The following is a 24,275-nucleotide window of genomic DNA, read 5'->3' as shown; positions in this document are numbered from 1 at the left end:
ATGCAAAAGCACGTTATATGAATCGTCCCGGCTTTCGTAGACACTCAGTGACGGCTGGCCGGTTGTCGCCATTGGGGCACATCCAGTAGTTGACAGAAACTCTCCGTACCGAAGGAAAAAGCACATGGAAGCGATTGCTGACAAAATCCGCCACTACCGCAAAACGTTTCGCCCGCCAGTCTTCTACGCGCTCGACTCATTGGCTTTATGGCTGTCCATCGGATTGGCAACGCTCATCCTAGGGCTATTGTTTTTCGACCTGTACCTGCGTATCGCCCAAAGCACGTACCTCTTGGGCAAGACCGATCAGGCATGGTTGATGGTGTATGAAGTGCCCATGCTGTTCGGCATGATGCAGGCCCATTTCCATGGCACTGAGCGCCGGTATCGCATGCTTTATCCAACCGCCAAACGCATCCACTTCAGGACGCCGCATGAGATTTTGGCGAAAGAAAAACATGCCTATATCCGCGCCATCTTCGCTCACGAGGGTGACCTTCGTGTATTGGCCAAGCACCTCATTGAGGAATGGGAGTGGCGGCGTGAGCTTAAGGTCAGGGCCCAGGAGCCCCTTTTACAGCGCGCTGCTGGATTCTTCACGCTACCGTCACCTGGTAACTTCGCCGCATACATGACCGGCCTTGTGGCGATATTGGCCGGCATCATTATCTCTACGCTTTCCAGAGAGGTGCTCTTTGCCGACCTAGAGCAGTGGCTGGTGGACACATGGAGTTTAATCGTTCAGCTGTGGCTCGCTATCGTGCTTCCAATCGCCGTTTGCATGCTACCTGGAGCGGTGATCCTCATTGGGATCAAGCAGGTTGGTGAAACGTTCCTTGAGCGGATCAACGACCAGTTCCTCAGCCATACGGCGTTCTATCGCTTCATCTCGGAGCTGCTGGAGTTACACGATAGAGGCGAGCGCCTGCTGTTGCGCAAGACAAGAGCATGGGCATATTGGACGATCCGACTGACCATGGCACCGCTTGAGGAGACTCCACGAGTTTGGCGTCGTATCCGACTAGCCAAAGTCTTAGCCCGGGGTAGAGCCAGATCACAGTATCCTGCTCTGCGGCGATGAGGGTATGACATGATCTTGATCCCGCTTGCCGGCCCTCCCAAGCGACCGTTACTGGCCGGTTTCTGCCTGTTCACTCCAGGACTCCAGGACTCCAGGACTCCAGGACTCCAGGACTCCAGGACTCCAGGACTCCAGCCAATCGTGCACGACGGGCGAGCCCATGGCGAGCATCCCCCCTCTGCGCAATACCTCGCTGAATTCCTCCCAGCCAAGCCCTATCTGGAACTGATGTCACCTCAGTTTTAATCAGCGTCGAAACGGTCTTTGACCCCTTCCCTGCCAATACCCAACCTCTCGCCCGCGGCACCTCTGCGTGCCGTTGGTTTTGTCGGAGAGGTTGGGCTCAGGGATGCAAGCAACGACGGTGCTGTACGGCCAGGTGCTGGCGGTATTGGCCATCACCCTGTGCGGGGTATGGAGTGCCACGCAGTGGACGGCGGCCACGCTCGGCTATCAAGTGCGCCTTGGGGCGCCCTGGTTCGAGTTGCTGGGCACGCCTGTGTATCACCCCTGGCGCCTGTTCGAGTGGTGGTTCGTCTTCGATGCCTATGCACCGGAGGTGTTCAACGTCGGCGGTAGCATCGCCGCCTGCAGCAGCCTGCTGGCGCTGGCAGTGGCCATCGGCATGGCCCTTTGGCGCGCCCGCCAGGCGCGGCGGGTCACCACCTATGGCTCGGCGCGCTGGGCCGAGGCGGATGAGGTCCGCCAGGCCGGTCTGACCCGGCCGGCAGGGGTGTTCCTCGACCTGTTCAATGAGCAGTACCTGCGCCATGAGGGCCCCGAGCATGTCCTGGCCTTCGCGCCGACGCGCTCGGGCAAGGGCGTCGGTCTGGTGGTGCCCACCCTGCTCGCCTGGCCGGCCTCGGCGGTGATCCACGACATCAAGGGCGAGAACTGGAGCCTGACCGCCGGCTGGCGCGCGCGCTTCTCCCACTGCCTGCTGTTCAATCCCACCGATGCGAGCTCGGCGGCGTACAACCCGCTGCTCGAGGTGCGCCGCGGCACCCATGAGGTCCGCGACGTGCAGAACATCGCCGACATCCTAGTCGACCCGGAAGGCGCCCTGGAGCGGCGCAACCACTGGGAGAAGACCAGCCATGCGCTGCTGGTCGGCGCCATCCTCCATGTGCTCTACGCCGGCCAGGACAAGACCCTGCGCGGCGTCGCCAACTTCCTCTCCGATCCGGCCTGCACCTTCGAGCTGACGCTGCAGCGGATGATGAGCACGCCCCACCTGGGCGACTGTCCCCATCCGGTGGTGGCCTCGGCCGCGCGGGAGGTGCTCAACAAGAGCGAGAATGAGCGCTCCGGCGTGCTGTCCACGGCCATGTCCTTCCTCGGCCTGTACCGCGACCCGACGGTGGCCACCGTCACCTCGCGCTGCGACTGGCGCATCGCCGACCTGATCTCGGCCGAGCATCCAGTGTCGCTGTACCTGGTGGTGCCGCCCTCGGACATCAGCCGCACCAAGCCGCTGATTCGCCTGATCCTCAACCAGATCGGCCGGCGCCTGACCGAGTCCCTGGATGGCGCCGACGGCATCGCGCGCAAGCACAAGCTGCTGTTGATGCTCGATGAGTTCCCGGCGCTGGGGCGCCTGGATTTCTTCGAGTCGGCCCTGGCCTTCATGGCCGGCTACGGGCTGCGCGCCTTCCTGATCTCGCAGTCGCTCAACCAGATCGACAAGGCCTACGGCCAGAACCACTCGATCCTCGACAACTGCCATGTGCGGGTGACCTTCGCCACCAACGACGAGCGCACCGCCAAGCGCATCTCCGAGACCCTGGGCACCGCCACCGAGCTGCGCGCCCAGCGCAACTACGCCGGCCACCGCCTGGCGCCCTGGCTCGGCCATTTGATGGTGTCGCGCCAGGAGACGGCGCGGCCGCTGCTGACCCCGGGCGAGGTGATGCAGCTGCCCAGCGACGAGGCCGTGGTGATGCTCTCCGGCCATGCGCCGATCCGGGCGAAGAAGCTGCGCTACTTCAGCGACACCAACTTCCGCCGCCGGCTGCTGCCGGCACCGCAGTTGCAGCCCGGCCGCTATGCCGATGCCCCGGCGCCACGGGCCGACGACTGGAGCGGCTTGGCCGTGCCAGTGGCCGCTGGCGCCGCGCAGGCTGACTGGGCCGACGCCGAGTCCGGCGAGGACGGCGGCCCCCGCCGCCAGCCCGAGTTGGCGCAGAGCGTGCCGTTGCCGGAGCACGACGAGCTGGCCGGCGACCTGCTGCTGCTCGACGAGGACGACGTTCCGCCCCCCTTTCCCAGCCAGCCCGATCCGCGCCTGCAACGCGCGGCGCGACTGGCCGCCCTCGACCCTGACGACGGAATAGCCCTATGAGCCGAGCCCGCCTGAACCTGTTCATCCAACCCGAGCATGCCAAGCGGAGGACGGCGGCCCCCGCCGCCAGCCCGAGTTGGCGCAGAGCGTGCCGTTGCCGGAGCACGACGAGCTGGCCGGCGACCTGCTGCTGCTCGACGAGGACGACGTTCCGCCCCCCTTTCCCAGCCAGCCCGATCCGCGCCTGCAACGCGCGGCGCGACTGGCCGCCCTCGACCCTGACGACGGAATAGCCCTATGAGCCGAGCCCGCCTGAACCTGTTCATCCAACCCGAGCATGCCAAGCGCCTGAACGAACTGGCGATCAGCAAGGGCGTGTCGAAGTCCTCGATCATCGCCGCGGCGCTGGCGGCCTGGCTGTCGCCGGAGTCCGGCGAGCGGCGCGAGGTGGCCATGGCCAAGCGCCTGGACCGGCTGTCGCGGCAGTTCGAGCGGCTGGAGCGCGACCAGCACATCCTGATCGAGACCCTCGCCCTCTACGTGCGCTACTACCTCACGGTCAGCACGCCGGTGCCCGAGGCCCATCAGGAGGCGGCCAGGACCCAGGGCAAGCTGCGCTTCGGCCAGTTCGTCGAGCAGCTGGGCCGTCACCTGCAGCGCGGTCGCAGCCTGGTCAGGGAGGTGCACGAGGAGACTCAGGCCACGGGAGAGCGTCCATGACTGCCGCCTCTTCCAGCGTTCTGAACGCAGCGGCCGCTTCCCTGGATCGGCGCACGCGCATGCTGCGCACGGCCATGGGCCCGCTGATCGCCGCGGCCCTGGACGACCCGGACGTGGTCGAGGTGCTGCTCAACCCCGACGGTGCGCTCTGGCTCGACCGCCTCTCCAGCGGCCGATCCAGGCTGGGCAGCCTGCCGGCCGCCGACGGCGAGCGGATCATCCGCCTGGTCGCCGCCCACATCGGTGCGGAGGTGCACCGCGGCCAGCCGCTGCTCAGCGCCGAGCTGCCGTCGAGCGGCGAGCGCTTCGAGGGCGTGCTGCCGCCGGTGGCCGCCGGGCCGACCTTCGCCCTGCGCAAGCGCGCCGGCGGGGTGATTCCTCTGGCGCAGTACGTGGCCGACGGCATCCTCACCTACGGACAAGCCGAGTACCTGCGCGACGCCGTGCGCGACCGGCGGAACATCCTGGTCGCCGGCGGAACCAGCAGCGGCAAGACCACCCTGGCCAACGCCCTGCTCGCCGAGGTGGCCGGCAGCGGCGACCGCGTGCTGGTGCTCGAGGACACGGTCGAGCTGCAGTGCCCGGCCCTCGACCACGTCGCCCTGCGCACCAAGCCCGGCGTGGTGAGCATGGCCGACCTGGTGCGCTCCACCCTGCGCCTGCGCCCCGACCGGGTGGTGGTCGGCGAGGTGCGCGGCGGCGAGGCCCTGGACCTGGTCAAGGCCTGGGGTACCGGCCACCCCGGTGGCATCGCCACCATCCATGCCGGCTCCGCCCAGGGCGCCCTGCTGCGTCTGGAGCAGCTGATCCTCGAGGTCGCCCTGGCCGCGCCGCGGGCGCTGATCGCCGAGGCGGTCGACCTGGTGGTGTTCCTCGCCGGCCGTGGTCGCGCCCGCCAGGTCCAGCAGATCGCCCAGGTCGTCGGCCACGATGCCCGCGGCTATCGCCTGCAGCCCATCGACACCCTCGACCACCTTCCTGCCCTGTCCACTGCCTCAGGAGTTCAACCATGAATCCCCTCCACTCCCGCGTCGCTGTACGCCAACGCGCCGCCCGCGCCCTGCTGCTGGGCGCCCTGCTGCTGAGTACTGCCCTGCCGGCCTTCGCCGCTGGCTCCGGCATGCCCTGGGAAGGACCTCTGCAGTCGATCCTCGACTCGGTGCAGGGCCCGGTGGCGCGCATCGTCGCGGTGATCATCATCATTACCACCGGCCTGACCCTGGCCTTCGGCGACACCAGTGGCGGTTTCCGCAAGCTGATCCAGATCGTCTTCGGCCTGTCGATCGCCTTCGCCGCCTCCTCCTTCTTCCTCAGCTTCTTCAGCTTCGCCGGCGGGGCACTGATCGCATGAACGACTCCCGCGAACTGATCCCCGGTTTCGAGGTGCCGCTGCACCGCTCCCTGGCCGAACCGATTCTGCTCGGCGGCGCGCCGCGCAACGTGGCGATCCTCAACGGCACCCTGGCCGCCGTGGTCGGCCTGGGCCTGCAGCTGTGGATTCCGGGGCTGCTGCTCTGGCTGGTCGGCCACTCCCTGGCGGTCTGGGGCGCGCGTCTGGACCCGCAGTTTCTCCAGGTATTCGCCCGGCACATCAAGCTGCCCGCGCTGCTGGACGTGTGAGGAGCGCCGCCATGCTCAACCTCAACGAATACCAACGCCGTCCGGCTCAGCTCGCCGATTGGCTGCCCTGGGCCGGCCTGGTCGCACCCGGCGTCGTGTTGAACAAGGACGGCGCCTTTCAGCGCACCCTGCGCTTTCGCGGGCCGGACCTGGACAGCGCCACCCAGGGCGAGCTGCTGGCCACCACGGCACGCCTGAACAACGCCCTGCGCCGGCTCGGCGCCGGCTGGGCGTTGTTCATCGAAGCCGAACGCCTGGCCGCCGCCGACTACCCGGACAGCGACTTTCCCGAACCGCTGTCCTGGCTGGTGGACGAGGAGCGTCGTGCGACCTTCGAAGCCCAGGGCAGCCACTTCGAGAGTCGCTATCACCTGACGCTGCTCCACCTGCCAGCGGAGGAATCTCGCGCCCGCGCCGCCGGCCTGCTCTACGAGCACCGACCCCAGCGCGGCGTCGACTGGCGCGAACGGCTGGCCGCCTTCGTCGCCGAGAGCGAGCGCTTCTTCGATCTGCTGGAGGGGGTGATGCCGGAACTCGCCTGGCTCGACGACAGCCAGACGCTGAGCTACCTGCACGCCACGGTGTCGACCCACCGCCAGCGGATCGCCGTGCCGGAGGTGCCCTTCCACCTCGACAGTTTGCTGGCCGACTGCCCGCTGACCACCGGCCTGGCGCCGCGCCTGGGTGAGCAGCACCTGCGCGTGCTGACGGTACGCGGCTTTCCCACCTCGACCTGGCCGGGCCTGCTGGATGACCTCAACCGCCTGGGCTTCGCCTATCGCTGGTCGACTCGCTTCATCTGCCTGGACAAGGACGAGGCCGAGAAGGAACTAGTGCGCCTGCGCCGCCAGTGGTTCGCCAAGCGCAAGGGCGTGCTGGCACTGCTGCGCGAGGCGATCTTCCAGCAGGAAAACCCGCTGCTCGACAGCGACGCGGCGAACAAGGCCGGCGACGCCGATGCGGCGCTGCAGGAGCTGGGCACCGACCAGGTCGCCTTCGGCTATGTGACGGCCACGGTGACGGTGAGCGACGCTGACGCCGAGCTCGCCGAGGAGAAGCTGCGCCGGGTCGAGCGGGTGATCCAGGGCCGCGGCTTCGTCACCCTTGCCGAGAGCCTCAACGCGGTGGAGGCCTGGCTGTCGTCGATCCCCGGCAACGCCTACGCCAACGTGCGCCAGCCGCTGATCTCCACCCTCAACCTGGCCCACCTGCTGCCGGTCTCGGCGGTCTGGGCCGGGCCGGCGCGCAACGCACACCTGGACGGCCCGCCGCTGGTGGTGACCCGCACCGACGGGGCGACGCCCTTTCGCCTGGTGACCCACGTCGGCGATGTCGGCCACACCCTGGTGGCCGGCCCCACCGGCATGGGCAAGTCGGTGCTGCTGGCGACCCTGGCGCTGCAGTTTCGCCGCTACCCGGGCTCGCGCCTGTTCCTGTTCGACATGGGTCGCTCGCTGCGCGCGACCGTGCTGGGCCTGGGCGGCGAGCACTACGACCTGGGCGGCGATGGCGAGTTGGCCTTCCAGCCCCTGGCGCGCATCGACCAGCCCGGCTACCGCGCCTGGGCCGCCGAGTGGCTGGAGGCGCGCCTGCTGATGGAGGGCGTGGCCGTCGGCCCCGAGCAGAAGGCCGCGCTGTGGCCAGCCCTGGATAGCCTGGCCGGCGCGCCCGTGGCGCAGCGCACATTGACCGGCCTGTCGGTGCTGCTGCAGGACAACGCCCTGCGCCAGGCGCTGCAGCCCTATGTGCTGGGCGGCGCCCACGGCCGCCTGCTGGATGCCGATGCTGATCGCCTTGGTACGGCCGACGTGCAGTGCTTCGAGATGGAGGAGCTGATGCACAGCAAGGCGGCGGTGGCCGCCGTGCTCAGCTACCTGTTCGCCCGCCTCGAGGAACGCTTCGACGGCGCGCCGACCCTGCTGATCCTCGACGAGGCCTGGCTGTTCCTCGACGACCCGCTGTTCGCCGCGCGCATCCGCCAGTGGCTCAAGACCCTGCGCAAGAAGAACGTCAGCGTGATCTTTGCCACCCAGTCGCTGGCCGACATCCAGGACTCCAGTATCGCCGCGGCGATCATCGAGAGCTGCGCTAGCCGCATCTTCCTGCCCAACCCCCAGGCCGGCGAGCCGCAGATCCGCGGCATCTACCAAGGCTTCGGCCTCAACGACCGGCAGCTCGAGATCATCGCCCAGGCCACGCCCAAGCGCGATTACTACTACCAGTCGCGCCAGGGCAACCGCCTGTTCGACCTCGACCTGGGTCCAGTCGCACTGGCCTTTGCCGCCTCCGCCAGCCCGGTCGAGCAGCGCGAGATCGACCGGATCCTGCAGGAGTCGGGTGCGGCGGGCTTCGCCGCCGCCTGGCTGCGTCACCGCGGCCTGGACTGGGCCGCCGACCTGCTCGCTTCCCATATCCCGCAACGCAAGGAGTGCCTGCCATGAAGCTGCCTATCCGTCTTTCTCCTGTCGTCACGCTGCTGGGCCTGGGCCTGCTGGCGTTGCAACCGGCCAACGCCGTGACCGTGATCGACCCGACCAACCTGGTGCAGAACACCCTGACCGCGGTGCGCACCCTGGAGCTGATCAACAACCAGGTCAGCCAGCTGCAGAACGAAAGCCAGATGCTGGTCAACCAGGCCCGCCACCTGGCGCGCCTGGACTACAACGTGGTCAATCGCCTGCGCGTGACCCTGGCCAGCACCGAACGGCTGCTGGCCGAGGCCCAGGGCCTGGCCTTCGAGGTGCAGCGCCTGGACCGGGAGTTCGCCCGCCTCTATCCCGCCGACTATGCGCGCGACATCAGCGGCCAGCGTATGGCCCAGGAGGCACGCGAACGCTGGCGGCAGGGTCTCGATGGCCTGCACACCGCGATGCGCGTGCAGGCCCAGGTCGCGCAGAACCTGGCCCAGGACGAGCGCGTGCTGGCCGAGCTGGTGCAGCAGAGCCAGGCCGCCGGCGGCGCCCTGCAGGCGGCCCAGGCCACCAACCAGTTGCTGGCCCTGCAGGCCAAGCAGTCGATCCAGGCCCAGCAGCTGCAGATCACCCAGAACCGCGCCATCGCTCTGGAGCTGGCCCGCCAGGCCGCCGCCGCCGAGGAGGCGCGCGAACTGCGCCGGCGCTTTATGGGCAGCGGCACGCCCTACACCCCCTACCCCGTGCAGTTCTATCGGTAGGGAGGCCCCATGAAAATCCTGGCACTGCTACCGCTGCTCGCGCTGGCCGCTTGCGGACAGGGCGACAACGGCGTCATGGCTCAGCAAGACGGTGCGACTGAGCGCTTTTACTCCGGCTGCGCCCGGCCCGGCGAGTTTCTCCGTCCTGCTGACCTACCCGCCATACCACCAAGTTTCGACGAGGACGTGCAATGAGCGACGTCAGCGTGATCGACCGTTTCCTCGAAGTGTTCGGGTTGTACATCGACACGGGCTTCGGCTTGCTCGGCGGCGAGGTGGCCTTTCTCACCATGACCCTGGTGGTGATCGACATGACCCTGGCCGGGCTGTTCTGGGCCATGGGCGGCGAGGACGTCAGCGCCAAGCTGATCCGCAAGATCCTCTATGTCGGCGCCTTCGCCTTCCTCATCGGCAACTTCAACGCACTGGCGAAGATCCTCTTCAACTCCTTCGCCGGATTAGGGTTACTGGCGGCAGGATCCGCGCTAAGCCCCGCCGAATTCCTGAAACCAGGACGGCTGGCCGCTATCGGTATCGATGCCGGAGCCCCGCTGCTCGAGCAGATCAGCATGCTCAGCGGATTTCCGGAAGTCTTCGAAAACTTGCACAGCATCCTGGTGCTGTTCCTGGCCTGGCTGGTGGTGATCGTCAGTTTCTTCTTCCTGGGCATCCAGCTGTTCGTCACCCTCGTGGAGTTCAAGCTGACCACCCTCGCCGGCTTCGTCCTGGTGCCCTTTGCGCTGTGGAACAAGACCGCCTTTCTTGCCGAGAAGGTGCTGGGCAACGTGGTGGCCTCCGGCATCAAGGTGCTGGTGCTGGCGGTGATCGCCGGCATCGGCAGCGGGCTGTTCGCCGAGTTCCAGACGCTGCCGGACGAGCCCTCCATCGACCACGCCCTGGTGGTCATGCTCGCCGCCCTGGCGTTGCTCGGCCTGGGCATCTTCGGCCCAGGCATCGCCACCGGCCTGGTCTCCGGCGCCCCGCAACTCGGCGCCGGCGCCGCGGCCGGTACCGCCCTCGCGGCCACCGGCATGGCCGCGGGCGCCACCGCGGTGGCGGCGGGCGTCGGCGGCGCCGTGCGGGCCGGCGCCCGCCTGGCCCCCGCTGCGGCGCGCCTGGCCGTGGGCGGTGCCAAGCCCCTGGTCGCTGGTATGCCGCCGGGATCTGCGGCAACGGGTGTAGCGGCAGGCGAGGCAAGCGCCGCTGCCGGCCCGTCGACGGCTCCTGGCAGGCCGCCCGAGTGGGCCAGGCGCCTGCAGCGCAGGCAACAGCTCAACCAAGCCGCCACCACCGTTGCCCAAAGCCTGCGCGGTGGCGATGGTGGTGGTTCATCCCCCGGGCCGCAGGTGCGCGACCCCTCGAACACGTGAAGGAGAACGAGGATGAGATTCAGACGTCCACGGGTGCGCTACGGCGACAGCCCACAACCGGCCACGCCCTACCAGGCGGCGGCCCAGGCCTGGGATCGACGCCTGGGCAGCAGCCTGGCGCAGGCGCGCAACTGGCGGCTGATGGCCTTCGGCTGCCTGGGCCTGGCCCTGCTGATGGCCGGCGGGCTGCTCTGGCGCGCGGCCCAGGCGACGGTCACGCCCTATGTGGTGGAGGTCGACCAGCTCGGTCAGGTGCGCGCCGTCGGCGAGGCGGCCAGTCCCTACCAGCCCCAGGACGCGCAGATCGCCCACCATCTGGCGCGCTTTATCGAGCGGGTACGTTCGCTGTCGATTGATCCAGTGGTGGTGCGGCAGAACTGGCTGGAGGCCTACCACTTCACCACCGACCGCGGCGCCGCCACGCTCAACGACTATGCCCGCGCCCACGATCCTTTCGCCCGGGTCGGCGAGGAATCGGTGACGGTGGAGGTCACCAGCGTGGTGCGGGCCAGCGACAGCTCCTTCCAGGTGCGCTGGGTCGAGCGCCGTTTCGTCAACGGTGCGGCCGCCGGCCTGGAGCGCTGGACGGCGCTGATCGCCCTGGTGCTGCAGCCACCGCGCACCGAGGAGAAGCTGCGCCGCAACCCGCTGGGAATCTACGTCAACGGCTTGTCCTGGAGCCGTGAGCTGGACACTACGCAAGGAGCGCAAACGCCATGAAAACCTCAGCCTACCGCTACGCCAGCCCTCTTCTATTGGCCCTGCTGGCCGGCTGCGCCAGCCACGAGCCGCCGGTGATCGCCCTGGACGAACCTGTTCAGGCACAGCCCCTGCCGGAGCCGCCCACGCCCATCGAGGTGGTGGCCGTACCCAAGCCCCTGGCCCTGCCGGCGCAGCTCAAGCCGCTGCCGGATCCCCAGGCGGGAAAGCCGGTCCAGGAGCCGGCCGATGAGCGCGTGCGCGTCTCCCGGGCCAACCGCGACGCGCGGGTCGCGCCGACTCGGGAGGGCTACGTCAACGCCATCCAGGTCTGGCCCTACTCGGAGGGCGCGCTCTATCAGCTGTACACCAGCCCCGGCCGGGTCACCGCGATCAACCTGCAGGCCGGCGAGGAACTGGTCACCGTGGCCGCCGGCGACACCGTGCGCTGGATCGTCGGCGACACCTCCAGCGGCAGCGGCGAGGAATTGCGGGTCAGCGTGCTGGTCAAGCCGACCCGGGTCGATCTCAAGACCAACCTGGTGATCACCACCACGCGCCGTACCTACCTGATCGAGCTGACTTCCACCGAGCAGGCCTGGATGGCCTCGGTGTCCTGGGACTATCCGAAGGATCGCATGCTCGCCCTGCAACGTCGCGCCAGCGCAGCCCAGGCGGCCGCGCCGGTGGATGCCGGCCTGGCGTTAGAACAACTGCGCTTTCGCTATGCGATCAATGGCAGTAACCCGCCGTGGAAACCGCTGCGCGCCTTCGACGACGGCAAGAAGGTCTATATCCAGTTCCCCGCCGGCATCGCCCAGGGCGAGCTTCCGCCGCTGTTCGTGATCGGCCCACAGGGCGACGGGCAGCTGGTCAACTACCGCTTCCGCTCGCCCTACTACATCGTCGACCGCCTGTTCGGTGCGGCCGAACTGCGTCTGGGCGCCGACAAGGGTGATGTAGTACGCATCGAGCGCACCGACGGCGTGGCACGGAGGCCCTGAGCATGAGTGCCAAGGACGACATCCAGAGCGCTGCACCTGCAGTACCGCCCAAGGAGGCACCGGAGGCGCTGGAGCTGCGTGCGCAACCGCGCCCCGTCACTCGCCTCAATCCGCGCATGTTGGCGCTGCTCGCCGGCGGCTTGGCCGCTGCGGTGCTGGGCGCCCTGCTCTGGTCGCTGCAACCGCAGCCGCGCCGCCAGGGCACGGCGCCACAGGAGCTGTACAACGTCGACCGCGTGGCGCGCTCCGAGGGCCTGGAGCAGTTGCCGGCGGACTACTCGCAGTTGCCGCCACCTGCTCCCGAGATACCGCAGCTGGGCCCACCGCTGCCCGGCGACCTGGGCGGCCCGATCCTCAGGGCCGAGCAGCAGGCGCAGGGCTACGACTACCGCCAGGCCGGCCCCGACCCGGCCGAGGCCGAGCGCCTGGCCAGGCTCAAGGAGTCCGAGGAGGCGGCGTTGTCTTCGGTGTTCTTCCAGACCGGCAGTGCACGGAAGTCGAACGTCGCATCCGCTGGGTTCACCCAATTTGAGCCGGAGATCCTGAGTGCGGCGTCGCCAGCCGCGGTAGACGGAGTGTCTGGAACACAAAACCGGCTGGAGCAGAACGAGGCGTTTCTCAGTAAATCCGTTAATGCACAAATCCGTAATTCAGGATCTCTGCAAATGCCCGAGTCGCCCTACCAGGTGATGGCCGGCACCGTCATTGCGGCGGCGCTGGTCACCGGCATCAAGTCGGACCTGCCCGGCGATGTCATCGCCACGGTGACCGAACCGGTCTACGACAGCGCCACCGGCCAGCATGTACTGATCCCCCAGGGCGCGCGCCTGCTCGGGCGCTACAACAGCCAGGTGAGCTACGGGCAGAGTCGTGTGCAGGTGGTGTGGCAGCGGGTGATCCTGCCTGATACCTCGTCTTTCCGGCTCGACAACCTGGTCGGCAGCGACGCCGCTGGCTACGCCGGCCTGGAGGATGGCGTCGACTGGCACTGGGACCGACTCGTCGCCGGCGCTGCGATGACCAGCCTGCTGGGCATCGGCGCCGAACTGGCGGCACCGGCCAATCGCAACGACGGCGACCGCATCATCATCGCCGGGCGCGACAGCCTGCAGGACACAGTGAACCAGATCGGCCAGGAGGTCACCCGCCGCAATCTCGACATCCAACCCACACTGACCCAGCGCCCCGGTCTGCCCCTGCGGGTGATCGTCACCCGCGACCTGGTGCTGCGTCCCTATCAGCCCGTCTTCACCCAGCAGAGGAACCCGCAATGAGCACGACCAAGCTGCGCCTCGGCCCCTTGCCGAAAACCGAGAACCTGAAGCTGACCTTCACCTGCCCGGCCAGCCTGAAAGTAGATCTCGAGCGCTACGCGGCGCTGCACGCGCAAACCTACGGCGAAGAGGTCGATGCCCTGACCCTCATTCCGCACATGCTGGAGGCCTTCATGGCTCGGGACCGGGCATTCAAGAAGGCCAACAGCCCTGCATGATGCGCTGCTTCGTGACCTCACCGCCCCTGCTAACAGGCAACAAGTAGATTGTCCTGCGGCAGAAATGCGTCCGAGGATAATCCTCATGTTTGTGAGGTTTTATAGATGGCCGGAGGTTTTCAAGGCGCAATCCTCACGAACATGCGGATTAATGACTAGAATAGGCTTGTGCAAACATAATCCGCTCGATCATGAGGATTTTCATATGCAGATTCAGATCGACAAGCCAGAGACGATTGGCATGGTGATTCGCGCAAGCCGCAAGGCCATGGACATGCGCCAAGACGATGCTGCAGGCAGTATCGGCGTGTCGGAGAACTTCCTCGGCAAAGTGGAACGTGGTGGTGAGTCGGTGCATTGGGGAAAGCTGTTCCAGGTCATGCGGGAACTGGGACTTCACCTCTACGTGGATGTCCCGGATGAAGTCGCGGAGCAAACTCGGCAGAACCTGGAAAAGCTGCTCGAGAAAGCCGAACAACAGCACACTGCTCAGAAGTAGAAGGCCACAATGGATCGCCAGCTGAATGCCTGGATCAACCACACACTGATCGGCACCGTAACCGAGCACAACGGCCTGTGGAGCTTCGTTTACACCGAGCAATGGCTGCGCCAACCCGGCGCCTATCCGCTCTGCCCTGGCCTGCCTCTACAGGCTGACCCGCATAGCGATGGCGCCTCGATGCGGCCGGTTCAGTGGTACTTCGATAACCTGCTTCCCGAGGAGGGCCAGCGCCAACTGATCGCCCGCGCCGCACGCACATCCGTGGCCGATGCCTTTGGCTTACTTACCCATTTCGGAGCCGAGTCGGCAGGTTCTGTCACCCTCCTTCGGCCGGGCCAGCAACCTGCACCAGGCGAACTTCGTCCACTGCCCGATGAAACGCTGTCCCGGCGTATTCGCGAGATGCCTCGGGTACCGCTAGCCGAGCAAGCGGCCAAACGTATGTCGCTGGCAGGTGCCCAACACAAGATGGCCATCATCTTCGATGGGGAGCAACTGTTCGAGCCCACCGGCAACATGCCATCGACCCATATCCTCAAGCCCGACCACCCGGATATGAGCTACGCGCACTCGGTGATTAACGAGTGGTTTGTCATGACTCTGGCGAAACGCATGGGGCTTCAAGTGCCGGAAGTCACTCGCCGTTATATGCCGCAACCGGTCTACCTCATCTCGCGTTTTGATCGGCGGCTAACAGCAAAAGGCTGGGAACGGCTGCATTGCATCGATGCCTGCCAGTTGCTTGGACTCGACCGGGCCTACAAATACGACCAGGGCAGCGTGCAACGTCTCCTGGATATCAGCAAGATGTGCAGCATTCCGGCAAAGGCTCGCCTGGAGCTATTTCGCTGGCTCGTGTTCAACGTCCTGGTGGGCAACGGCGACGCCCACCTGAAAAACCTCAGTTTCCTGATGACGGCCAAGGGGGCTACCCTCTCCCCCTTTTACGACCTGCTGAGTACTGCGGTATATACCACTCGCGCCTTTGACCAAACTGGCTGGCCAGAGCAGGTCAGGATGGCGTGGCCAATTGGTGAAGAGGAACGGATCACCCGGCTTAATCGCACGAACCTAGTTGCCGCAGGCGAAGCCATGGGACTTAAAGCCAGAGTGGCACAGGCCTCAATCGACAAGATGACATCGGGGATTCAGATCGCTGCGGCTCAGTTGCTTGAACAGGTAATCCTGGACAATCAGAAACTGTCCCAGGAAAAACCTGCACTGCAGGCGACTCTTGCAGGCGAAACACGTTGCCTGAGAGCTATCGTCAGCATCGTGATCGGTGAAATGAGTAAACAGCTTGCCTAGCCCCAAGTTAACAACAGTTGACTTGCATTCCCCCACATAGTGTTTGGCGCTATAGTCAAAAACCGAATCACTACGCAGAATGGGAAACAGACAGCATGTCGAAACTTGCCGAATTTCGCGCTCTTGAACAGCAGCTGGCCGCTCAGCTAGCTGAACTGGAAGCGCTGAAGAAAGACGATGGCCTGAAGAAGGAAATGGAGTTTGAAGACAAGCTCCGTGCCCTGATGTCGAAATACGACAAGAGCCTGCGCGACATCGTTGCCATCCTCGACCCGCAAACCAAAGTTGCCAAGCTCGCAAAGAAGGACTCAGGCGCGCGCCGCCCTCGCCAAGTGAAACGCTATAAGAATCCCAAAACCGGAGAGATTGTAGAAACCAAAGGCGGCAACCACAAAGTCCTGAAAGCCTGGAAAGAAGAGTTTGGCGCAGACGTGGTTGAGAGCTGGCTGCAGTAGCACCGACAGGCCCAATGGCGCCGTGTTTCAAACGGCGCCATTACCCCCCGGAACTGCTCTTTCCCTCGCCTGCCTGCGACACAATTGGTTGGTCACTCGACACCTTGCCCATAGGCTGAATCCAATGGAATAGGCTGATGGCACGGAACAATGAAGACACTGTTTTTGCTTATGGTGCAATACGACGGGCAGGCAATTATTCCGCTTGATCGAGTATGCCAGGACTACTTCTCACATCTCAGCCCCGAGATGTTCCAGCGCAAGGCTCTAAGCGGCACGCTCAAGATCCCCATTGTACGAATCGAGTCAAGCCAGAAGTCTGCCAAGGGAGTACACCTTGAAGACCTGGCCATTTACCTCGACGCCCAACGCTTGGAAGCGATCAGGGAGCGGGATCAACTTAGTGGCGTCCGCCGCGTCGGGAGAGACCGTTGAGCGTACGATCACCGAATTTTACGCTTGACGCCAGAACCCTTGGAAGCCAACTCCATCCGTTATAGGGGTCGCCACGTCCATTCAGGTGGGTGTAACGCCGCAACGAATTCCAGTCCCTATGACCCGAAACACTTGCGACACGTGGGATATCCCAACCCATCTGAAATAAACGACTGACGCCGTCGTGACGAAGATCGTGAAAGTGCAGATCCCTAATCCCGGCGCGCTCGCATGCTCGACTCCAGGCCGTAGACACCGACTCACTGTTGTAGGGGAAAATTTCGCTGCATAGGCGCGGCATACTCTGAACGATTGCCCAGGCCTCATCAGGCAGGTGGCACCAGACGTTGTTGCCGATCTTGTCGCCTGGATTCTTCATGTCCCGAACCATCACCGATTGCCGCGACTCATCAAGATCGTCCCAGCGGATACGGCAGATCTCATCCTGCCGCCTTGTGGAGAAGATGGCGAAGCATGACACTTTCAACATATTGATAGACGTTGGCCGGGCCTCTAGAACCCTCTCAAACTCTGCAAAAATCAGATTAAGCTCATTCAGTGCCGGCCGGCGATCACGCTCGCGACTCTTCAACCTGTAACCCAACTTGGTCAGCACTTTGCGAGCATCCGCCATAGCATGCGGGTCAATCTCACACCCCCAAGCTGGACGGGCAATGGATAGCACAGCACCGAGATGAGCAAGATCATTACCTGCCGTCTGCGGCAGAACCCCGCCGCCCTCCTTACTCATGCGCCATAGGGCATAGTCCACCAACACCTGAGCACCCACTTGGCGATCCTCGTACTCGCCCAGATAGGTCTTGGCGATGGCCTCGAGTGTCGCCTTCTTGGTCTTACCGATGGATCTGGCCTTCCCGTACTCTTCGAGATACGTCTCGATCATGGAGGCAACAGTGGTGCCAGAACGACTCGCCCGCTCGATGGCACCGGGCTCGTCCAGTTCAGCCTCACGACGCTTGGCCCACGCCTGCGCGGCCTGCTTGCGGGCGAAAGTCTGGCTCTCTTGATAGACTTGCATGCCGTTTTTCTTGATACGAATCTGCGCGGTATAGCGAAGCGAGCCGTCCGCGCTCTTTCTGGCTCGAATGGTTGCCACAGTGGTACGCCCTCCTAGCTGGTGGTACAAGCGAGTTTTCAGGTGGTACATTTTACCACCGCCTTGAGAAAAACGCCCTGAAACCCCCGAAATCACGGTGGAAATGCGACTAGCCAAATGCCTCTAGAATCAGCCTCAAATCCAACAACCACGCGCCCCGCCCTGTCCCGCCGCTTCTCCGTGGCGCCGATGATGGATTGGACCGACCGCCACTGTCGTTTCTTCCTACGCCAACTGTCCGCACACACCCTGCTCTACACCGAGATGGTCACCACCGGGGCGCTGCTGCACGGCGACAGTGCCCGTTTCCTGCGCCACGACGAAGCCGAGTACCCCCTGGCCCTGCAACTGGGCGGCAGTGTGCCGGCCGAGCTGGCTGCCTGCGCCAAGCTGGCCGAGGCGGCCGGTTACGACGAGGTCAATCTGAACGTCGGCTGCCCCAGCGACCGGGTGCAGAACAACATGATCGGCGCCTGCCTGATGGCCCATCCGACCCTGGTTGCCGAGTGCGTCAGGGCCATGCGCGAGGCGGTGAGCATTCCGGTAACGGTCAAGCACCGTATCGGCATCGACGGGCGCGACAGCTACGCCGAGCTGCGCGACTTCGTCGGCCAGGTCTGCGAGGCCGGCTGCCAGAGCTTCACCGTACACGCGCGTATCGCCATCCTGAGCGGCCTGTCGCCCAAGGAGAATCGCGAGGTACCGCCGCTGCGCTACGAGGTGGCGGCGCAGATCAAGCGCGACTTCCCGGACCTGGAGATCATCCTCAACGGCGGCATCAAGACCCTGGAAGCGTGCCAGCAACACCTGCAGACCTTCGATGGCGTGATGCTCGGCCGCGAGGCCTATCACAACCCCTATCTGCTGACGCAGGTCGATCGACAGCTATTCGGCTCCGACGCCCCCATGCTCAGCCGCTTCGAGGCCATGCAGTCGATGCGCGGTTATATCGCCGCACACCTGGCCGAGGGTGGCAGCATGCATCACGTCACCCGCCATATGCTCGGTCTGGCCCAGGGGTTCAAGGGCGCCCGGCGCTTTCGCCAGCTGTTGTCGGTGGATATTCACAAGACCGCCGAGCCCCTGGCGCTGTTCGATCAGGCCGCGCAATTGCTGCAAGGCCACTAGCCGCCGTTGAGCCGCTCCGGCGGCTCGGGTAAGGTCGTGGCATCTGCAACGACAAGGCTGCGCCATGACCTCCAAGCTGGATCAACTCAAGCAGTTCACCACCGTGGTCGCCGACACCGGCGACCTCGATGCCATCGCCCGACTGAAGCCGGTCGACGCCACCACCAACCCCTCCCTGCTGCTCAAGGCCGCGGCCATGCCGCGCTACGCCGAGTTGCTGCGCGGCGCCGTCGCAGTCAGCAATGGCGACCTCGGCCTGGCCTGCGACCGCTTCGCCGTAGCGGTCGGCCAGGAGATTCTCAAGGTGGTACCCGGGCGCATCTCCACCGAAGTGGACGCACGCCTGTCGTTCGACACCCAGGCCACCCTGCGCCGCGCCGAGCGTTTGATCGAGCTGTACGAGCAGGCCGGCATCGGCCGCGAGCGAGTGCTGATCAAGATCGCCTCGACCTGGGAGGGTATTCGCGCCGCCGAACAGCTGGAAAAGACCGGCATCCAGTGCAACCTCACCCTGCTGTTCGCCTTCGCCCAGGCCCAGGCCTGCGCCGACGCCGGGGTGTTTTTGATCTCGCCGTTCGTGGGGCGCATCTACGACTGGTACAAGAAGACCGAGGGCCGCGACTTCGTCGGCGCCGAGGACCCCGGCGTACGCTCGGTGACGCGCATCTACAACTACTACAAGGCCAACGGCTACTCCACCGTGGTGATGGGCGCCAGCTTCCGCAACCTCGGCCAGATCGAACAGCTGGCCGGCTGCGACCGCCTGACCATCAGCCCCGAGCTGCTGCAGCAACTGGCCGATGACCAGAGCCCGCTGGAGTGCAAACTGAGCGGCGGCAAGCCGGCCGAGGCACGGCAGACACTCGGGGAAGGCCAGTTCCGCTGGGCCCTCAACGAGGACGCCATGGCCACGGAGAAGCTCGCCGAGGGCATTCGCCTGTTCGCCCGTGACCAGGAAAAACTGGAAGCGCTGCTTGCCGGCCAAGTCTGAATACAGGGCGGGGCGCCTGAGCGCCCCGCCGTGGGTTGCAGAAGCCGGTCTTCAGTGGTGTTCGAGCGCGCTGACCAGGTCGTGGAAGGCTTCGCGGTTGGACTCGTTCAAGCCCATAAGAATGCGATGCGCCTCCAGCACCTTGGAACGGACCACTTCTTCCGACTGGTCCTGCGACGGCAGGTCAGACAAGCATTCAGGACAGGGGATCGGCTTGTTGACGATGTTGAACACCTGATCGAAGCCCATCGACTGCAGCAGACGGGTGATATCCGCATGGGTGGTGACCACGGTCGGCAGCAAGCCGATTTTCTGCCGCGAGAGGATCGACAACTTAGCCAGCAGGCCCAGGGTAGTACTATCGATGCTGCGGGTTTCCGTCAGATCGATGACGATGGCGGAGAAATTCAGCGCGCTGAAGATTCTCTCTATGGTGGCGTCCAGCGCCGAGCAAAGGGTCAACCGCACTTCGCCGACAAACTTCAGGACGAAGGTACCGTCCTGCTCGGCGAATTGGATTCTACCGGGGCTCATCCCAGGATTCATGCAAGGTTCCTGCTTAACACCAGCAAGGCGATATCATCCGGCATATCCGCCAGATTGGCCAGCCCAAGTACCCCGCGCAGCCCTTCCAGGGTTCCGCCGGCCGAAACGACCAGCTCGGGCAACGCGGCCTCCTTGTCCTGCAGGGTGTCGCCCGGCAACAGATCGAGGATGCCGTCCGACAGCAGCGTCAGGCTGAACGACTCGGGCAACTCCAGCACATGGTCGGTATATTCGGCTTCCTCGAACAGGCCGACCGGCAGGCCACGGCCGCTCAGATACTGCGCCTGACCTTCACTGAACAGCACCGGCAGCGGCAGATGGCCACCGATGCTGTAATGCAGCTGCCCGCTCTGCTCGTCGATTACGCCGCCGAGCATGGTCACATGCTTGCCCAGCTTGCAGTTGATCAGGCCACGGTTGATATGGCTGAGCACCTCGGAAGGCTTGAACTTGCGCAGACGCCCACCGCGTCGCGACTCGTAGAGCAGTCGCGTGGTCATGAACTTCAGCAACACGGTGACGAAGGCCGAGGACGCGCCGTGACCGGAAACGTCGGCGAGGTAGAAGGCGACGCGCCGATCATCGACCCGGAAGTAATCGACGAAGTCCCCGGACAGGTAGAGCGACGGGATGATCTGGTGGGCGAACTGCAGGCCATCGACCTGCCAAGGGGTGACCGGCAGCATGTTGATCTGCACCTGGCGCCCGGCGTTCTGGTCTTCCTGCAGCAGATGCAGGCTGGCCTCCAACTCACGGTTGGCGGCTTCCAGCTTCTCTCGATAGCGCTGGTTTTCCTGGCGCAGGTACACACGATCCAGCGCACGGCGTACCGAATGTTCGAGTACCGCGAGGTCTTCCAGGGGCTTGATCAGGTAGTCGGCGGCGCCCAGGCGCAAGGCCTCGACCGCATCGGTCATCACCCCTGCTCCGGACACCACGATGACCGGTGTTTCCACGCCCAGCGCATTGATACGGCGGATCAGCTCGAGACCGTCGACCTGGGGCATGCGCAGATCGCAGACCACGATATCGGGTTGCTCGCGCTGAAACACCTCCAGACCTTGAAGGCCATTGGTGGCCTGCAAGACATTGAAACCGCTATCTTCCAAATAGGCCGCGAGGCTCGCGCGCACTACTTCGTCGTCATCGATGATCAGCAGTGTGGCACTGGTTTTGTGCATGGGATATCCAGGCAAACTGCGCCGGGGATGGACGTAAACGTCAGGTCGAAACCTGCCCGCGCATACTCGGTTCGCGTTAAGGCGCAGACGGTACTCCCATCCTCTGCCCGATTCAAGCATGCGCCGATCATCGCCAGGCGACTTTACACCCCAAATCAGCCGAGGTTATAAGGGCGCCAGGAGAGATCCATAACAAGAGGACAAGCCCATGAGCCAAAGTGATCGTGCGTACAGCGAAAAACGCGATTACATCCGTATGCGCCTGGAAGCGCCGGTCACCCTGCATTGCGCCGACGGGGAGATCCCGGCGCTGTGTCTCGACCTATCGAGTACGGGCATGCAACTCGAGGCCGAGTCGAGGCTGAACATGGGCGACAAGGTCAGGGTGCATATCGCCTCGGAGCACAACGAACTCAAAGGTCTGGATGCGCAGGCCGAGGTGGTACGGGTCACGCAACTGGACAGCGGTCGCCAAGCGCTCGGCCTGGCGATCATCGCGATGAACTGAAGGATCGCTACTAGCCTCCATGAAAAAGGCGACCCAAGGGTCGCCTTTTTCATGGAAGAACACCGAGAGGCGCACTCAGAAGTCGTCCTCGACCTCGCCATCGCGCATCCGGAACTCGCGATTCTGCAGGTAGGCATTGCGCACGAACAGGTACTTGTCGCCACTGATCAGCTTCTCCGCCGACAGCAGGCTGGCGCGGGTATCGATGACGTCAACACCACGAGTCAGGTTGCGCGTCGGCACGTGCCCCATATAGGGATAAGGCTCGAGGTAGGCATCGGGAATCTTGCCGGTGGCATCGCGTACGGTGCTTGGCCCGAGCAGCGGCAACACGATGTAGGGCCCGTTACCCAGCCCCCAGACGCCCAGGGTCTGGCCGAAGTCCTCGTCGTTTCGCTGCAGGCCCATCTGGGTGGCCACGTCGAAGAAGCCGAGCAGACCAAAGGTGGTATTGAAGATCACCCGGCCGGTGTCCACGCCGGCGTCGTGGAACTTGCCCTGCAGCAGGTCGTTGGCCAGGTTGCCGACATCGCCGAGGTTGCCGAAGACGTTGTGTACGCCGTCCTCGAGAAAGTCCGGAGTGACCGTCTGATAGCCCTGGGCCAGGGGCTTGAGTGCATAGGTATCGAGGGTGTCGTTGAAACGGAAGATGGCCCGATTGAACCCTTCCCAGGGGTCCTCCTCGGCAGCCTGCGCCGCAACCGGCAGCAGCGCCAAGCCGGCACATAGCACCAATCGGCCTAGACGCTCGGTCCAGTTCACTCCGAACACATACATCGCAGTCGCTCCTTGAGTACAAAAATGGGCGGCCAGCAAGCGGCCATTGAGGCCGCGCAGTATAAGGCCTATACGCACTCTATTGGCAGCATAGCGGACCGACACGAGGCTGAACGCCCGAGCAGCGCCTCGCAAGTCCCCTGCCCGGCTAGCCTGGTAATCCCTGTCGCAACCCGTTCATCGCTTCGTCATCTTCAGTCACTAGCCTGGACTAGACCATTACCAGGGATGACAGCCATGCCCACATCCACCGCCCCGCCCGCCTTCTCCGCTTTGCTGTTCGGCCTGTCCGGCTGCCTGGTCGACTTCGGCGCACGCACCCTGCCCCTGAGCCTGCAGCGCCTGCGCCCGGATCACACCGGCGGCCATACCACTCTGGAACAACTGCTCGGCCGCACGCCACAGCCCCATGAGCACATCGCTTATGAGCAGGCCCTTGCCGGGGTGGTCGACGCGCTTGCCGAACCCACGCCGGGAGCGACCGCATTGCTCGAGACGCTGCGTCAGCAGAACCTGCCTTGCGCCTGGCTCGACGAATTGCCACGTGACGCCAGCGCCCGCCTGGCAGCCTCCTTGCCCGACTGGTTGGCGGGCACCTCGACGAACGATGTCGGCCGCCCCTGGCCAGCGCCGGACGCCTGCTGGCATGCCCTGATGAGCCTGCAGATAGAGCAACTGGAGGGTTGCGTGCTGATCAGCGGCGAGCCGCGCCTGTTGCAGGCCGGCCTTAACGCCGGCCTGTGGACCATCGGCCTGGCCGCCTGCGGCCCGCTCTGCGGGAAAGGTCCCGCGGACTGGCACGCGCTCGCCCCAGTCGAACGAGACGAGCTGCGCACCCAGGCGACCCTGAGCCTGTATCGCCTCGGCGTGCATTCGGTGATCGACCAACTGACCGAACTGGGTCCGTGCCTGACGGACCTCAGTGCGCGCAGGCAGAAAGGAGAGAAGCCATGACCTTCGACAGCGCGCAGTTCACCGCCCAACTCGGCGAGCTCTTCGCCCGGCGTGGCCATCACCCTTACGGCGAAGCCATCAGCCAGTGCCAGCATGCGCTGCAGTGCGCGACCCTGGCCGAGCGCGGCGGTTGCGACGACAACCTGGTGATCGCCGCCCTGCTGCACGACATCGGCCACCTGCATGAGGTGCCGGAGACGGCCGAGAGCCATGACTCGCGGCATGAACAACGCGCCGCAGAGCTGCTGCGCCCGCTGTTGCCCGAAGCAGTCTGGCAGCCGATCCACCTGCACGTGGCGGCCAAGCGCTACCTCTGCGCCACCGACCCGGCCTACCACGCCGCACTCTCACCGGCCTCACAACACAGCCTGGCACTGCAGGGAGGCCCATTCGCCCCGTGCGAGGTCGCCGCCTTCCTGCGTGCGCCATTCGCCCAGCAGGCCCTGGTGCTGCGTCGCCTGGACGACCTGGGCAAAGACTCGGTCATGCAGACGCCACCGCTGGAACATTTCCATCCGCGGCTCGAACGTCTGCTCCGGGCTTGATCCAGAGCAGGCAAAGCCGCGTCGCTTGGATTACCCTTGAAGACGAGCACAGACCTTTTGCCTCCGCGCAGAGTCAATGCTTTTGACTTGTCTGAAAAGGGAGAGCCCTATGCCTGCAAATCGTCTGCAGCAGCAACTGGAAGCACTGCGCAAGCAGCTGGAAGAGGACCCGCCACTCAATGAGGAGGAACGGGCCTCGCTCTATCTGCTGACCCAGGAAATCGAACTGCAGCTGGCCCGTCAGACCGCGGCGGCACCGGATGCCACGCTGATCGACGGGGTCAACCTGGCCGTGGAGCGCTTCGAGGTCAGCCACCCGACGCTGGCCGGTACCCTGCGCAATATCCTGCAGAGCCTGGCCAATATGGGGATCTGAACTCGCCCGCCGC

Annotated in this window: 29 protein-coding genes; 25 read left to right on the top strand and 4 right to left on the bottom strand. The window is 64.9% G+C overall.

Annotation, left to right across the window (positions count from 1 at the left end; all coding sequences use genetic code 11):
• The first annotated feature begins 124 nt into the window (after nucleotides 1–124).
• The 19 genes from ACSX1C_RS03720 to ACSX1C_RS03630 all read left to right on the top strand — a co-directional run bounded on the left by ACSX1C_RS03720 (nucleotide 125) and on the right by ACSX1C_RS03630 (nucleotide 16,139).
• Entirely contained in the window at nucleotides 125–1,081 is a 957-nt protein-coding gene (locus ACSX1C_RS03720) for a hypothetical protein (protein ID WP_439888289.1), read from the top strand.
• 349 nt (nucleotides 1,082–1,430) lie between these two features.
• Entirely contained in the window at nucleotides 1,431–3,422 is a 1,992-nt protein-coding gene (locus ACSX1C_RS03715) for a conjugal transfer protein TraG (protein WP_439888288.1), read from the top strand.
• Between the two features lie 88 nt (nucleotides 3,423–3,510).
• Nucleotides 3,511–3,663, top strand: a complete 153-nt coding sequence (locus ACSX1C_RS03710) for a hypothetical protein (RefSeq protein WP_439888287.1) — start codon at nucleotides 3,511–3,513, stop codon at nucleotides 3,661–3,663.
• Nucleotides 3,660–4,082, top strand: a complete 423-nt coding sequence (locus ACSX1C_RS03705) for a CopG family transcriptional regulator (protein ID WP_439888286.1) — start codon at nucleotides 3,660–3,662, stop codon at nucleotides 4,080–4,082. The genes ACSX1C_RS03710 and ACSX1C_RS03705 overlap by 4 nt, the downstream gene beginning before the upstream one ends.
• On the top strand, nucleotides 4,079–5,095 hold the full coding sequence (gene trbB / locus ACSX1C_RS03700; RefSeq protein WP_439888285.1) for a P-type conjugative transfer ATPase TrbB: 1,017 nt from the start codon (nucleotides 4,079–4,081) through the stop codon (nucleotides 5,093–5,095). Before ACSX1C_RS03705 ends, trbB begins: the two co-directional genes overlap by 4 nt.
• Nucleotides 5,092–5,433, top strand: coding sequence for a TrbC/VirB2 family protein (locus ACSX1C_RS03695; RefSeq protein ID WP_439888284.1), 342 nt, complete (start codon nucleotides 5,092–5,094; stop codon nucleotides 5,431–5,433). The genes trbB and ACSX1C_RS03695 overlap by 4 nt, the downstream gene beginning before the upstream one ends.
• On the top strand, nucleotides 5,430–5,702 hold the full coding sequence (locus ACSX1C_RS03690; protein ID WP_439888283.1) for a VirB3 family type IV secretion system protein: 273 nt from the start codon (nucleotides 5,430–5,432) through the stop codon (nucleotides 5,700–5,702). The genes ACSX1C_RS03695 and ACSX1C_RS03690 overlap by 4 nt, the downstream gene beginning before the upstream one ends.
• 11 nt (nucleotides 5,703–5,713) lie before the next feature.
• Entirely contained in the window at nucleotides 5,714–8,143 is a 2,430-nt protein-coding gene (trbE, locus tag ACSX1C_RS03685) for a conjugal transfer protein TrbE (RefSeq protein ID WP_439888282.1), read from the top strand.
• The gene (trbJ, locus tag ACSX1C_RS03680; protein WP_439888281.1) at nucleotides 8,140–8,874 is read left to right on the top strand and encodes a P-type conjugative transfer protein TrbJ; all 735 of its coding nucleotides are present in this window, start codon (nucleotides 8,140–8,142) and stop codon (nucleotides 8,872–8,874) included. Before trbE ends, trbJ begins: the two co-directional genes overlap by 4 nt.
• 9 nt (nucleotides 8,875–8,883) lie before the next feature.
• On the top strand, nucleotides 8,884–9,069 hold the full coding sequence (locus ACSX1C_RS03675; protein WP_439888280.1) for a hypothetical protein: 186 nt from the start codon (nucleotides 8,884–8,886) through the stop codon (nucleotides 9,067–9,069).
• Entirely contained in the window at nucleotides 9,066–10,244 is a 1,179-nt protein-coding gene (gene trbL, locus ACSX1C_RS03670) for a P-type conjugative transfer protein TrbL (protein ID WP_439888279.1), read from the top strand. The genes ACSX1C_RS03675 and trbL overlap by 4 nt, the downstream gene beginning before the upstream one ends.
• Nucleotides 10,245–10,256: 12 nt before the next feature.
• Nucleotides 10,257–10,964, top strand: coding sequence for a conjugal transfer protein TrbF (gene trbF, locus ACSX1C_RS03665; protein WP_439888278.1), 708 nt, complete (start codon nucleotides 10,257–10,259; stop codon nucleotides 10,962–10,964).
• A complete protein-coding gene (trbG, locus tag ACSX1C_RS03660; RefSeq protein WP_439888277.1) occupies nucleotides 10,961–11,947 on the top strand; it encodes a P-type conjugative transfer protein TrbG in 987 nt (328 codons plus the stop codon). Before trbF ends, trbG begins: the two co-directional genes overlap by 4 nt.
• 2 nt (nucleotides 11,948–11,949) lie before the next feature.
• Nucleotides 11,950–13,221 (top strand): TrbI/VirB10 family protein, encoded by a 1,272-nt coding sequence (locus ACSX1C_RS03655; RefSeq protein WP_439888276.1) that lies wholly within the window; start codon nucleotides 11,950–11,952, stop codon nucleotides 13,219–13,221.
• The gene (locus tag ACSX1C_RS03650; protein WP_439888275.1) at nucleotides 13,218–13,439 is read left to right on the top strand and encodes a DUF2274 domain-containing protein; all 222 of its coding nucleotides are present in this window, start codon (nucleotides 13,218–13,220) and stop codon (nucleotides 13,437–13,439) included. Before ACSX1C_RS03655 ends, ACSX1C_RS03650 begins: the two co-directional genes overlap by 4 nt.
• Nucleotides 13,440–13,644: 205 nt before the next feature.
• Nucleotides 13,645–13,938: a helix-turn-helix domain-containing protein gene (locus ACSX1C_RS03645; protein WP_439888274.1), complete on the top strand. Its 294-nt coding sequence runs from the start codon at nucleotides 13,645–13,647 to the stop codon at nucleotides 13,936–13,938.
• Nucleotides 13,939–13,947: 9 nt separating this feature from the next.
• A complete protein-coding gene (locus ACSX1C_RS03640; protein ID WP_439888273.1) occupies nucleotides 13,948–15,249 on the top strand; it encodes a HipA domain-containing protein in 1,302 nt (433 codons plus the stop codon).
• A gap of 95 nt (nucleotides 15,250–15,344) precedes the next feature.
• On the top strand, nucleotides 15,345–15,704 hold the full coding sequence (locus tag ACSX1C_RS03635; protein WP_439888272.1) for a histone-like nucleoid-structuring protein, MvaT/MvaU family: 360 nt from the start codon (nucleotides 15,345–15,347) through the stop codon (nucleotides 15,702–15,704).
• 150 nt (nucleotides 15,705–15,854) lie between these two features.
• The gene (locus ACSX1C_RS03630; RefSeq protein ID WP_439888271.1) at nucleotides 15,855–16,139 is read left to right on the top strand and encodes a pyocin activator PrtN family protein; all 285 of its coding nucleotides are present in this window, start codon (nucleotides 15,855–15,857) and stop codon (nucleotides 16,137–16,139) included.
• Here the strand turns inward: ACSX1C_RS03630 and ACSX1C_RS03625 are convergent.
• The gene (locus ACSX1C_RS03625; protein WP_439889362.1) at nucleotides 16,105–17,256 is read right to left on the bottom strand and encodes a tyrosine-type recombinase/integrase; all 1,152 of its coding nucleotides are present in this window, start codon (nucleotides 17,254–17,256) and stop codon (nucleotides 16,105–16,107) included. The genes ACSX1C_RS03630 and ACSX1C_RS03625 overlap by 35 nt on opposite strands.
• Nucleotides 17,257–17,373: 117 nt before the next feature.
• Here ACSX1C_RS03625 and dusA point away from each other — a divergent pair, with 117 nt between their 5' ends.
• The gene (dusA, locus tag ACSX1C_RS03620) at nucleotides 17,374–18,384 is read left to right on the top strand and encodes a tRNA dihydrouridine(20/20a) synthase DusA (RefSeq protein WP_439888270.1); all 1,011 of its coding nucleotides are present in this window, start codon (nucleotides 17,374–17,376) and stop codon (nucleotides 18,382–18,384) included.
• A 64-nt stretch (nucleotides 18,385–18,448) separates the two neighbouring features.
• Nucleotides 18,449–19,375, top strand: coding sequence for a transaldolase (gene tal, locus ACSX1C_RS03615; protein ID WP_439888269.1), 927 nt, complete (start codon nucleotides 18,449–18,451; stop codon nucleotides 19,373–19,375).
• A gap of 51 nt (nucleotides 19,376–19,426) precedes the next feature.
• Here the strand turns inward: tal and rssC are convergent, their stop codons facing one another.
• Nucleotides 19,427–19,909, bottom strand: a complete 483-nt coding sequence (gene rssC / locus ACSX1C_RS03610; protein WP_318642015.1) for an anti-sigma factor antagonist RssC — start codon at nucleotides 19,907–19,909, stop codon at nucleotides 19,427–19,429.
• An 8-nt stretch (nucleotides 19,910–19,917) separates the two neighbouring features.
• Nucleotides 19,918–21,102 (bottom strand): two-component system response regulator RssB, encoded by a 1,185-nt coding sequence (rssB, locus tag ACSX1C_RS03605; RefSeq protein ID WP_439888268.1) that lies wholly within the window; start codon nucleotides 21,100–21,102, stop codon nucleotides 19,918–19,920.
• A 208-nt stretch (nucleotides 21,103–21,310) separates the two neighbouring features.
• Between rssB and ACSX1C_RS03600 the strand changes: the two genes are divergently transcribed.
• Nucleotides 21,311–21,610 (top strand): PilZ domain-containing protein, encoded by a 300-nt coding sequence (locus tag ACSX1C_RS03600; protein ID WP_439888267.1) that lies wholly within the window; start codon nucleotides 21,311–21,313, stop codon nucleotides 21,608–21,610.
• Between the two features lie 75 nt (nucleotides 21,611–21,685).
• On the opposite strand, the gene ACSX1C_RS03595 is transcribed toward ACSX1C_RS03600, so the two are convergent.
• Nucleotides 21,686–22,387 (bottom strand): MlaA family lipoprotein, encoded by a 702-nt coding sequence (locus ACSX1C_RS03595; protein ID WP_439888266.1) that lies wholly within the window; start codon nucleotides 22,385–22,387, stop codon nucleotides 21,686–21,688.
• A 237-nt stretch (nucleotides 22,388–22,624) separates the two neighbouring features.
• On the opposite strand from ACSX1C_RS03595, the gene ACSX1C_RS03590 reads away from it, so the two are divergent.
• The 3 genes from ACSX1C_RS03590 (at nucleotide 22,625) to ACSX1C_RS03580 (ending at nucleotide 24,262) form a co-directional block, all read left to right on the top strand.
• A complete protein-coding gene (locus ACSX1C_RS03590; RefSeq protein WP_439888265.1) occupies nucleotides 22,625–23,341 on the top strand; it encodes an HAD family phosphatase in 717 nt (238 codons plus the stop codon).
• Nucleotides 23,338–23,886: a phosphonate degradation HD-domain oxygenase gene (locus ACSX1C_RS03585; protein WP_439888264.1), complete on the top strand. Its 549-nt coding sequence runs from the start codon at nucleotides 23,338–23,340 to the stop codon at nucleotides 23,884–23,886. Before ACSX1C_RS03590 ends, ACSX1C_RS03585 begins: the two co-directional genes overlap by 4 nt.
• Nucleotides 23,887–23,995: 109 nt before the next feature.
• Nucleotides 23,996–24,262 carry a DUF4404 family protein gene (locus tag ACSX1C_RS03580; protein ID WP_439888263.1) on the top strand — a complete coding sequence of 89 codons (267 nt, stop codon included), beginning with the start codon at nucleotides 23,996–23,998 and terminating at the stop codon, nucleotides 24,260–24,262.
• Nucleotides 24,263–24,275 lie beyond the last annotated feature (13 nt).

This window comes from Pseudomonas sp. MBLB4123, from assembly GCF_051904775.1.
Classification (GTDB): domain Bacteria; phylum Pseudomonadota; class Gammaproteobacteria; order Pseudomonadales; family Pseudomonadaceae; genus Aquipseudomonas; species Aquipseudomonas benzenivorans_B.
The sequence above is the reverse complement of the archived record's forward strand: the minus strand, read 5'-3'. Positions and strand labels throughout refer to the sequence as shown.